General features: G+C 50.8%; 9 protein-coding genes. 6 read left to right on the top strand and 3 right to left on the bottom strand.

Annotated features, from left to right (window positions below; genetic code table 11):
* A partial coding sequence (locus tag NZ772_06565; GenBank protein ID MCS6813218.1) for an MASE1 domain-containing protein occupies window positions 1-1469 on the top strand: 1469 nt, incomplete at its 5' end.
* A gap of 54 nt (window positions 1470-1523) precedes the next feature.
* Here the strand turns inward: NZ772_06565 and NZ772_06560 are convergent.
* From NZ772_06560 to NZ772_06550, 3 genes are all read right to left on the bottom strand, one after another.
* Window positions 1524-1970, bottom strand: coding sequence for a hypothetical protein (locus tag NZ772_06560; GenBank protein MCS6813217.1), 447 nt, complete (start codon window positions 1968-1970; stop codon window positions 1524-1526).
* Complete coding sequence (locus NZ772_06555; protein ID MCS6813216.1) at window positions 1967-2668, bottom strand: DUF433 domain-containing protein; 702 nt, start codon at window positions 2666-2668, stop codon at window positions 1967-1969. Before NZ772_06555 ends, NZ772_06560 begins: the two co-directional genes overlap by 4 nt.
* A 404-nt stretch (window positions 2669-3072) precedes the next feature.
* Window positions 3073-7020, bottom strand: a complete 3948-nt coding sequence (locus NZ772_06550) for a choice-of-anchor I family protein (protein MCS6813215.1) — start codon at window positions 7018-7020, stop codon at window positions 3073-3075.
* 360 nt (window positions 7021-7380) lie between these two features.
* On the opposite strand from NZ772_06550, the gene msrA reads away from it, so the two are divergent.
* The 5 genes from msrA to holB form a co-directional block, all read left to right on the top strand.
* Window positions 7381-8043, top strand: coding sequence for a peptide-methionine (S)-S-oxide reductase MsrA (gene msrA / locus NZ772_06545; protein ID MCS6813214.1), 663 nt, complete (start codon window positions 7381-7383; stop codon window positions 8041-8043).
* A 155-nt stretch (window positions 8044-8198) separates the two neighbouring features.
* Window positions 8199-8981 (top strand): 3-methyl-2-oxobutanoate hydroxymethyltransferase, encoded by a 783-nt coding sequence (gene panB / locus NZ772_06540; protein MCS6813213.1) that lies wholly within the window; start codon window positions 8199-8201, stop codon window positions 8979-8981.
* 42 nt (window positions 8982-9023) lie between these two features.
* Window positions 9024-9434 (top strand): hypothetical protein, encoded by a 411-nt coding sequence (locus NZ772_06535; protein ID MCS6813212.1) that lies wholly within the window; start codon window positions 9024-9026, stop codon window positions 9432-9434.
* 18 nt (window positions 9435-9452) lie between these two features.
* Window positions 9453-10067 (top strand): hypothetical protein, encoded by a 615-nt coding sequence (locus NZ772_06530; GenBank protein MCS6813211.1) that lies wholly within the window; start codon window positions 9453-9455, stop codon window positions 10065-10067.
* 13 nt (window positions 10068-10080) lie between these two features.
* Window positions 10081-10873 (top strand): DNA polymerase III subunit delta' (holB, locus tag NZ772_06525; GenBank protein ID MCS6813210.1); only part of this gene is annotated, 793 nt, incomplete at its 3' end.

The following is a 10873-nucleotide window of genomic DNA, read 5'->3' as shown; positions in this document are numbered from 1 at the left end:
ATCCTACCCTAGAGCGATTACGGGATGTAGCCCTATTAGTTGGGGTAGGGGTTATAGGAGTAGGCAGCATTAATGCCTCAGTGGAAACAGCTATGGCTCTCATGATCCACAAGCTAGCATGGCAGGAAGCGTGGCATCATTGGTGGACGTTGGCAGTAGGCGACGGCGTTGGCATTTTAGAAGTGGCTCCCCTGAGCTTTTTGGGATGGTCGTGGCTGCATCATCACGGTTGGCGGCGCTGGGGGTCAATCCTACACCAACGAATTGAACGCCTCATCGAGTGGCTGGTCTGTGGTCTGTTGTTAGTGGCTGTCAGTGTGATTGTGTTCTGCTGCTCGCAGACGACTGCGATCGCTTACTATCCCCTAGAATACTTGCCGTTTCCCATTATGATGTGGGCATCCCTGCGCTTTGGCCAGTGGGGAGCGGTTTGCTCTAGTCTAGTGGTGCTAGGAATTTCGCTTGCAGGTCTACTTCAAGGCCAAGGCCCGTTTTTGGCCAAGTCTCAATCAGTTAGGGAAGGTGCGCTGCTGCTTCAGACATTTATTGCAGCAGCTACGATTACCGCTTTGGTGTTAGCTGCAACTGTAGAAGAGCGCCGACAAGTTGAGGCCAAATTGCGCCTAGCCTTGGAGCGAGAGCGGGTAGCTACTATTCAGCAAGAACAACTTTGTCAACAAGTGCAACGATTGAATGCCTCCCTAGAGCAACAGGTTGCTGATCGTACTGCCCAGTTACAGGCGCGCATGGAGGAACTGAAGTCGTTTTATGAGATGAAGAGTGTGTTTACCCAGGCAGTTTCCCATGATTTGCGAACATCCATCATCGGCACATTGATGGCCTTGAGGAAAATGCAGCACACTCACATGAACAATGGTCATTCACAGGTAGACTGCGATGTGCTGAATCGAATGATTGCTGCTAGCGATCGCCAACTAACTTTGATTACAGCTTTGTCTGAAGACCAGCTCGACCAAGATGCCCATCTTATGCTTCAGCGCTGTCCTGTGCAGTTTGCTGACCTTGTGCAACAGGCGATTGCCAGTCTTCCCCCCCAGCTAACTGATTCCCAAGCAGTCATCAACTGCAATCTCAGTCCTTCCTTGCCACTGATTATTGCCGATGTCGAGAAAATTAAATCGGTGTTGCAGCACCTGCTTACCAACGCCATCAAACACAATCCATCAGGGGTGCAGGTAACCGTGAGTGCAACAGTGGAGGGCGATCGCCTATACTGCCAAGTTGTTGATACCGGAGTTGGTATCGCCCCTGAGCATCAAACTGGTCTGTTTAGACCCTATGTCCGTAATCTGCAAAATCCTCGTTGTACTGGCATTGGGCTGGGGCTGTATCTTTGCCGCCAAATTGTCTCAGCCCACGGCGGTGACATTGGCGTGTGTAGTGAACCAGGGAAGGGCACTACTATTTGGTTTACTCTGCCCTGCGGCATAACCATGAGTGATGCTTGACGGCAATTGCTACTCCTCTGCGAGCAACGACAACCCCCTTGACCTGAAGTCAGGTCAGTCATCAGAAGACTGTTGGAGTTCTGCTTGCAAATCCGTTGCAGTTTTCCACTCCTTTACTTGACCATCTCGATAGACTTTAGTGATAAACGGAGCTGAGTTATCCCTAACAAAGTTGATGATTTTGCTGAGCGCACGAGAAAAGGCATCGATCATGTCAACACCAGAGAGGTTTTGGGAAGCCAATACAAACATTTTAATGTTGGCATTAGTAACTGCTATACGCTCCAGAGCACACCTGCCAATGTTGCTATCTTTGGTAAGCACGATCCAGCCCCGTTCGCCCACATTTGGCAACCAGTCTACATCCAAAGCATCTTTGCTGAAGTGAGCATCATGTACTTCCACCCTAACACCACGCTTTCTCAGAGCTTCAGCTAGTTGGTTACGTCCTAGACAGCGATCAATAAAAAATACTATACCCTTAGGTATCGACTCACTCATGCTGCCACAGGCAATTCACATCGAATAGCCTCTTCAATTTGGCTTGGCTCACACTCATAGTCATCGACTAAATCCTGCAAAGAGTCGCCTGCTTTATACCGTTCAGCAATAATATGGGTGGGGATTCCAGTTCCAGCAATCACAAGACGACCAAAGGCAATTCTTGGATCAATCACTACAATCTTAGGGTTGTGGGCTTCATCAGATCGGGTAAAAGGATAAAGTTTAATAGCAAAGCCAGAATCATCGGGCTGAATACGCTCTAGATGGGCATTGAGGGAATTTCTCAAATCCAATTGCCCTTGCCGAGAAACGTTGATGATTTCTCCATAGCGATCAATAAACAGATCAACCCCATCGGTGCGAAATTGCTCACGGGCAAGAGGGTGGTCTATCTTAAAGTGTTGATCAATAAAGTCTAGGGCTTGCCGCACAGCACTGAGCTTTAGCTGGTGGTGCTTACGAATGGCTCGTAGCACATGAAGTTCAATCAGGTTCGTAAAGGAAAGTTGGCGAGGCTTACGATCAGCAATAGGAATTAACGGCTGAAAAAAGCGCTCTCCTTTCGCCACTGGATAGGTTTGCCCAACTGTCCACGATCGGATTGTTGCCGCTGGAATTCGTAAACACCGCGCCGCATAGCCAATAGAGTATGTGGGAATATCTCTAGGATCATGACCACCATACAAGTCACCCATGGCTGAGTCCGCTAGCTACTACTAGAACGACAACTTATTTAAGATACTCTAAATTTGCATAAAATACCCTATTTACGCAGAGCTTACCCAGATTAAACCTTGCGAACAAACCGACTAGTTGCTGCTACATAAGGCCTAGTTGCTCTTGCATAAGGCAGTAGTGAAAAACTCTTCATGCTCCAGCTCTAACTTACAAGCTCTTTGACACTTATCGTTGACACTTGCTTTGACACTTAAGCAGTCACAGTACTCATATCCACAACATTCAGCTTGGGACGACAATGTACTACCACTGAATTCACCCCCACAACAATCAGCATCCCCAGCTTCTTAGCAACGCCAGGGATGTAATGATTACACGAACATTCAGACACTATGCTGGTGTTTCGATTGGGTGAATCTAATTAGGTGAAGTTGACGCGGAACACGATGTCGTTAAAGTCTTGATCACCACCACCAAGGAGGTCTTCAAAACCAAAGGTGTTATCGCCGAGGAGGCGAACATGGTCAATGCGATCGGGGTTAGCACTGCTGTAAGCAAAATAGGCGATCGGTGCTCCAGAGGACTGGTTGTTAGCATTCTGAGCCAAGAACTGCTGAACTGTACCATTGGCCACTAGGAAGGGAGCCAACAGACTACCACCAGCCAGACTGTTCAAGCTGGTGCCACCACGCCCGCTAGACATAACCAGGCGATCGCGCAGGGCCGCCTGAGCATAGCCTGCATCACCAGGGGCCAAGTTGCCAATACGACCAGTAGGGTCATCGACACGGTAGAGACCAACCGTATTGTTGAAGGCAGCCTCACTATTAACGGTAAAGGTCGCTGCTACATTACCCGTCAGGCTTCGTAGGTCAATCAGTTCACCTTCTTTTCTACCCTGGTAGCGAGTAATAGCAGCCAAGCGAGGATCTGCTGTAGCTAACTGCACATTCAACACAAAGTCATTAAAGTCTTGATCACCACCGCCGACTTGATCTTCCCAGGAGATAGTGAAGCCACCTCCAGCTTGGTTGGTGATGCGGGCTTGCTGGAAAGTAGTGCTCCCAAAGAGGGAGGCAAACATTACAGTAGGGGTGCGACCAGCCGCCAAGCTAGAAAGAGCACTATCCGTAGAGTTGTTTTGTACCAAGTAAAAGACCAAACGCTCGTTAGCATCCAAAAAGTTGATATTGCGAGGATTGCCACCAGTTTGGGGGTTGTTGGGCAGAGCAGTGCAAATAACTTGGGCACGACTGAGGGCGACTTGCAGATAGTTGCTGGCAGTGGGAGCTACCCCGTCGATGCTACCTTCGTCATCATCCACTACGAACACCCCTACTTCGTTGACAAACGCACTGCTGACTTGCCCAACAGTGAACCGGAGCGTTTGGGGAGCGCTAGCCACAGAGCCATTAATCGTCAATACATTGTTATTGCCGCGGGCTAGACTAGGTGGTATCACAGTCGTAGTTGGCACCCTAGTCGCATCAAATTCAAAGATAGCCACAGTGCCACTGATTTCATTGGCTACAGCCAGCAGTGGCTTGCCAGTAGGGCTGTCGGCAGCCGGGATAAACACTAACCCTTCTGGCCCTAGGTCGCCTACAGTAGCCACATTAGCTGCTATAGGAGTGATGCTAAAGTCACGAGGGTTGATGTATTGCACAAAGAATGGAGCCGTGGGGCTAGTGATGTCATAAACCATCACGCCGCCAATACGCTCTAGCCCAATGAAGACATAGGTGCGTCCGTTCACTCTACCAAGCACTAGACCCTCTGGTTCTGGGCCTTTGTTGTCACTGCGGTCATCTAGGTTGTTACCACCAGTGCCGCTGTGGTTAGCGTTAAAGTTACCAGGATAGAACTGCTGGATTAAGCGCTCGATCTGATCACCGCTATCAAACACCAGCGCCCCAGTGGTTGCATTCCAAATGGAGAAAGAACGAGCACCAAAGGTTACTAGCTTTTCGTAATCTGGGTTGTTGTCAGTGCCAGCACCATCAGCAGTAGTTCTACCCGTTTGGTTCGTGACATTCAACCGGCCTAGCTGGGCGTTGCTTAGCAGAGCAGCGGCATTAGGGAAAACAGTAGCATCGAGGTTAGCTGCGCCGATGCTAGCTGCCCGCACTTCTTCGTTGAATCCGGTGTAGTCGCGGGCATCGCCTTCGTTAGCAGTGACGATGTAGGTTTGGCCGCCAACAGTATAGCTGGCAATTGAATCAGGCTGATACATACCGAAGACGGGCCAGTTGCCAATGCGGGCCACATTGGTGCGAGGGCCAGTACCATCAGGGTCATCTTGATCGCTAGGATCTAAGCCTTTGGCGCGTTGAGTTAGCCCCAAGCCACTAATAAGGCCAACCTGTACAGGGCGGATAGCGTTATTCACTGGAAACACAGAGCCAGGCCCAACTGCTGCTGTATTCACACCAAAGTCATTGTCATTAATCACCGCGATCGTTGTCGGGTTCACCAAGGCCAGACCCTCTATTTTGTCCAAACCAGTGCCGCTGTAGCCGACCGTTGCAGCATTCACCACTAGGCGCTTGCTCACAGGTCGAATGCCAGCAGTGGTCAGTTGGGTGGGCTGAAGTTGCTCGATCGTCGTGCCTGCGGGTAGGGTAAAGTTGGCAGGATTGTTGATGTTAGTAGCATTGGCCAAATCAATCTCAAACACCAACTTGTTCGAGGCAGTGGTATCACGGTCATCCCGTTCCACCACCAAAAACTTGCCCTTGCCTAGGGACACAGCATCCCCAATCTTGTCAGTACGAGCCGTACCAGCAGCCGTTACTGCATCGAAGATATAAAGATATTCGCCAGTGACCTGCTTAGTGTTGATGTCAAACTCTAGGATGCGACCGTTGCGAGAAGCACGGGATACAGTATCACCAGCATCATCAGGGTTGTCCAGAGGTGTTTGAATAAAGGCATAGAGCTTGTTGCCCTCCAGAGCAACTGCCTCAAACCCCCGGTTTGCTCGCCGCTGAGCATAGACAGCAGGTAGATTAGCCGTGCCAAATGTACCATCGGCAGTCGCGCCCCCCGCTGGGATAAACCGCTCTAGCATCCTGCCTGCGGCATTGAAGTGATAGATAGCGGGACGATACTCATCCACCGCCCAAAAAGTGCCATCGGCTGCAACAACAATACCTTCTAAATCCGCACCCAGCTTGTCAAAGGGCAAAATATTACCCGCTAAATCCACAGGAATTTCATCGTTGTAGGCTAAGCCTTGGTTTGCGGCTGTTCCCAGGTTTGAGATGCCCGTTAGCGGTGAACCATCAGGCTTGGTGAGCAGAATTTGCTGAGTAATCGTGATGTTAGAGCCAGGGGCAGCCGTAGGATTGAGTTCAAAGCGCACAAAGCGGGGCTGAAAGTTTGGTAGGGCAAAGGGGCGTTCATTGCCAGGACTAGTTGGATTCAAGTCCTGGGGTTCACCGTTAGGTCCCCGATCGGTGGTGGTAATAAACCGCAGGTTACCGCTAGGGGCTGTGCCTTCAAAGAACAGACCAGAGAAACCACCCAGCAGCACGGTCTGGCCTTCACTAGTAGTGCCTAGAGGGGGACGATTCGCCGCTGTCCACTCGTACAGGGTCGTCGTAATGTTGGGTGCACTGAAATCCTTTAGCCCTAATGGTCGGATTGCCGTCACCGTAGCCGAGGGAATGTCTACTACAGCGATCGCATTAGCTTCCTGTAACGCTACATAGGCCGTGCGACTATCCCCAGAGATGGTGATATACTCAGGCTCCAAATCTTGGGCGACCGTGGCACCAGGGCCAAAAATTCTTACCCCTTGTGCTCTTAGGGCATCGATTTGACCATTAAAACTAGTGAAGGTAGCGGTGCGCACAGTAGCGTTAGCAACACCATTTGCCAAGTCAATAATGCTAACGGATCCCTCTGGGTCAACAGAAGTAGCCTGGCCATAGCTGTTAGGCTCACCCTCATTAGCTACTAGAATCCATCGTCCATTGGGGCTAAAGGTAAGCATATCGGGCAGAGCACCCACCGTGAGGCTTTTTAATGGAGGAGTAGTGCTCGTCGCGTTGGTTGCAAACAACAACACCTTACCAGGATTGGTCTTGACAGCATCTTCCACAGCCACTGCTACAATGCCATCCTTCACAGCAACACTATTGGGAATGCCGCCCGCTGCATCTAGTTCTGCTACCTTGACAGGGCTAGCAGGATTGCTAAGACTCAGCACATCTACCTTCTTGGTGATGGCATTGACCACAAATAGCCGCTGTGTCCCTGGGTCATAGGCGGGAATTTCCGCAGCACCACCATCAGTGCTAAAGACTCCTGTAGAAAATCTACCTATCTCCCGTAGAGGCCCACCATTCGTTGTTGTTGCTACCATTCGCTACCTTACCTCAACACATTACACGGCTCTTAGTTTTCAAGCCGTGCTCATCATAGGGAGCTAGAGTTAAGGCTTGGCCAATAGCTCATTAAGGCAACGTTAATTCCCAGGTTTACAAACAGACTTGCTTGATTGCCGCCATGGTGAGAGATTGCTCCATCAGAACCTAACTGCTTAGGAGCTTTGAAACTGGCATAGAGGTGGTTTCCATTGCTGTTTCCCCAAGCGTAAGGCTTACCTGCAAGGTGATTCTTAGCAAAAACCTAGTGAAGGCTTATCGAAAAACTAGGTAGCGTCTTTACAAAAATCTTTACAATAGCAGGAGAGCAGCATTATTCGAGACCCGGAGGTACAGTTATGGTTTTATTTGGACTTGGGAAGAAACTTTCAATGCCGACTCCTGAGGAAGCATTACCGGGACGGACAGATGCCATGCCTGTACCAGAACGTCACTTTGTGAATGGCAATCCGTTGAAACCACCCTTTCCGGAAGGCATGGAAACAGCCCTATTTGGTATGGGTTGCTTCTGGGGAGCCGAGCGCAAGTTTTGGCAATTGGATGGTGTCTTTACCACAGCCGTCGGCTACGCTGCTGGCTATACACCTAACCCCACCTATCACGAGGTATGTTCCGGTATGACTGGCCACAATGAGGTGGTGTTCGTGGTGTTTGATCCTACTAAGATTAGCTATGAGATGCTTCTGAAGACCTTCTGGGAGAATCATGACCCGACCCAAGGGATGCGCCAAGGCAATGACGTGGGAACTCAGTATCGCTCTGGTATCTACGTCTATTCTGAACGGCAACGGCAACTAGCTGAAGCTTCACGGGATGCCTATCAACAGGCATTGACCGCAGCAGGCTATGGTGCTATCACCACAGAAATTTTGGATGCTCCAGAGTTCTACTACGCAGAAGCCTACCATCAGCAATATCTGGCTAAGAATCCTAATGGCTATTGTGGTTTGGGTGGCACATCAGTCGCCTGTCCGATTGGAGTAGGTGTAGCTGGTGCATAATCTTGCCAACCAAGTAGCAGACAGAAAGCTCTGTCAATGGTTGTAGGCTGTTGACAGCATCACTACTGTGGACACAATCTCCTGATGTGCTGTTGAAGGGTATGCAGCTGGTTACAATAGGTGGCACATCCTCTATCGAGCACTAGCAACTATCTATGCCAGTTACACCACAGCAACTTAGGGATTGGAAGCAGCATGGCAGGGCGATCGCTGCACTAACGGCTTGGGATTATGCCTTTGCCCGTCTGCTTGATCAGGCTGGTATCGATGTAATCCTAGTAGGGGATTCGTTAGCCATGGTGGGGTTAGGCTATGCCACCACCCTACCTGTCACCCTTGACGATATGGTGCACCATGCCAAGGCCGTGCGACGCGGTGTGCAGCGAGCATTGCTAGTGGTGGATTTGCCCTTCATGAGCTATCAAGAAAGTGCTCAGCAGGCCCTTTATTCAGCCGGACGAGTCATGAAAGAGACCGAAGCCCAGGCGGTGAAGCTAGAAGGTGGCTATCCCTTGGTGGTGGAGACGGTAGCTCGGTTAGTGCAGGCAGGGATCCCTGTGATGGGTCACATTGGTCTCACACCTCAGGCTGTGCATCGACTGGGGTATCGTCAACAGGGTAAAACACCTGAAGCCGGGGAACAGTTACTGCAAGAGGCGATCGCTCTAGAGCAAGCTGGAGCCTTTGCCATCGTCCTTGAACACATCCCGGCTGACTTGGCAATGCAAATCACTCACAAATTGGGGATCCCAACGATCGGAATTGGGGCAGGAGTACATTGTGATGGCCAAATTCTCGTTACCGCAGATTTGTTGGGAATTTCCGATCGCCTACCCCCCTTTGCCCGTATTTACGTCAATCTCCGCGATGTCATCACCCAGGCAGTCCAAGACTACATGGATGATGTGCGTACCCAGCAGTTTCCTCCATCCAATTAATCAGCTATGGTGTAGTCATCAGTCTGAATGTGGAGCAGAGTGATGACTACGAGATATTGTCGCGATCAAGCTCGAGATGAACTGCTGCTAATGTTAGGAGGTGGTGCAGCGGCTGGTTTAGCAGGAGAAATTCCCGTATTTGGCACCCAAGCCTTTAATGTCAGTATTACGGCTGTCCAAGGATTGATTGTCAGCCGCATCGCTGCTATTTATGGAATGGAAATTCTAGCCGCAGGTGGAGCAGGTGCTCTTGCAGGCACGATTATGGCCGCAGGCGGAGCAAACCTATTGCTGCTAGCCGCGTGGCAACTGGGACGCTATCTGCCTCCTGGATTGCGCCAAATTGCTCGTCCTAGTGTGAGTGCAGCAGCAGCTTGGGTTTTTGGAGAGGCAGCGATCGCCTACTTCGAAAGCCGCTACCCTAATCGAGTCTATACTCAACCTGCATCCTAGCCATAAGTTGAGATGCCTATGACAGCAGTCTATACAACTGAGGAATTGGTGCAGATTCTGGCAGATGAACAGCGGGCCTGTGTGAATGGACAACGCTTGAATTTGGCTGTAGCTAAAGCAGGTATTAATCCCCTCATCGATCAGTTCTTAAACACAGAAGGCTTACAGAAATTCACTGCCTATGCCGAGTTTCGCGCTACCATCCATCAATATCAGCGGGAGCACCAGGTCTCTGGTGTGGTTTGGCGGCAAGTCACTATCCGAGGACAAACACTCCACTATCCGATCGTCCATGACCAACTCATAGCCCTTCCAGACGATATCACCCTGCTCCGTCAAGCAAAACCTCAAGTCGTGGCCTTTTGGCAGCAGGTTACAGAAGGTATGGATCTGTACTTAGCCGTGAATGCAGGTCGAGAACATCGACCCCTGGTGATGGCTGAGGTAGCTGGCATTGCCGATCGCACAGACTGGGCTAGTATTTCTAGCCACGGACGAGACGACCGCCTCATGGTGATATTGCAACTGGGATGGGGAAATCCTAGGGAGGCATTAGATTGGCGAAACTTTCCTGCGGCTGGCTGTGAACAAATTTGTGCCGTTGCTCCCAACCAATCTCCTATCGCATACTGACCCTGTCGTAACTGTGTCTAGTGACTTGACCAACCCAGTTGCCCCCTTATTTGCCCCATTAGTAGGTCAACCCACAGCCATCGCCCTCCTGACTCAAGCCGTGCAGCGCGATCGAGTGGCTCCTGGCTACCTCTTTGCAGGAGCTGAAGGGGTTGGTCGTGCCCTTGCTGCCCGCTGCTTTATCCAAGCCTTGTTCGCCCGATCCTCCCCGACAGATAAGGCTTCAGTCCTATATCAACGGCTGCACCAGGGTAATCACCCAGATGTTCTTTGGGTTGCCCCTACTTACCAGCACCAAGGCAAACTGCTGACCGTTGCAGAAGCAGAAATGCAGGGCATCAGCCGCCGATCGGCACCTGCTATCCGTCTAGAACAAATTCGCCAAATTACCCAGTTTCTCAGTCGTCCACCCCTAGAGGCCGATCGCTCAATCGTTGTGCTAGAAAATGCTGAAACCATGGCAGAGGCAGCAGCCAACGCCTTACTGAAAACCTTGGAAGAGCCTGGGCAAGCCACCGTGATTTTGATTGCACCCAGCGCAGATGCCATGTTGCCGACCTTAGTGTCTCGCTGCCAGCGCATTCCCTTTCAGCGGCTGGATCCTGCTGCCATGACCCAAGTGCTAACCCAAATAGGCCACCACCACATCTTGAACTATCCCGAACTGTTAGCGATGGCCCAGGGTAGTCCTGGTGCTGCGATCGCAGCCCTACGTCAATACCAAGCCATCCCGCCTGAACTCTTGCAAGCCACTGTTGAGTTACCTACCTCCCTGCGATCAGCACTGGAATTGGCTCGTCAAATTA

This window comes from Cyanobacteriota bacterium (assembly GCA_025054735.1).
In the GTDB taxonomy this organism is placed as follows: domain Bacteria; phylum Cyanobacteriota; class Cyanobacteriia; order SKYG9; family SKYG9; genus SKYG9.
Note: the sequence above shows the minus strand (reverse complement) of the source record. Positions and strands in the feature narration are given on the sequence as shown.

Coding starts and splice junctions, on each gene's coding strand:
- NZ772_06560 (MCS6813217.1), bottom strand. CDS start 1,970: ATGAGTGAGTCGATACCTAAGGGTATAGTATTTTTTATTGATCGCTGT.
- NZ772_06555 (MCS6813216.1), bottom strand. CDS start 2,668: ATGGGTGACTTGTATGGTGGTCATGATCCTAGAGATATTCCCACATAC.
- NZ772_06550 (MCS6813215.1), bottom strand. CDS start 7,020: ATGGTAGCAACAACAACGAATGGTGGGCCTCTACGGGAGATAGGTAGA.
- msrA (MCS6813214.1), top strand. CDS start 7,381: ATGGTTTTATTTGGACTTGGGAAGAAACTTTCAATGCCGACTCCTGAG.
- panB (MCS6813213.1), top strand. CDS start 8,199: ATGCCAGTTACACCACAGCAACTTAGGGATTGGAAGCAGCATGGCAGG.
- NZ772_06535 (MCS6813212.1), top strand. CDS start 9,024: ATGACTACGAGATATTGTCGCGATCAAGCTCGAGATGAACTGCTGCTA.
- NZ772_06530 (MCS6813211.1), top strand. CDS start 9,453: ATGACAGCAGTCTATACAACTGAGGAATTGGTGCAGATTCTGGCAGAT.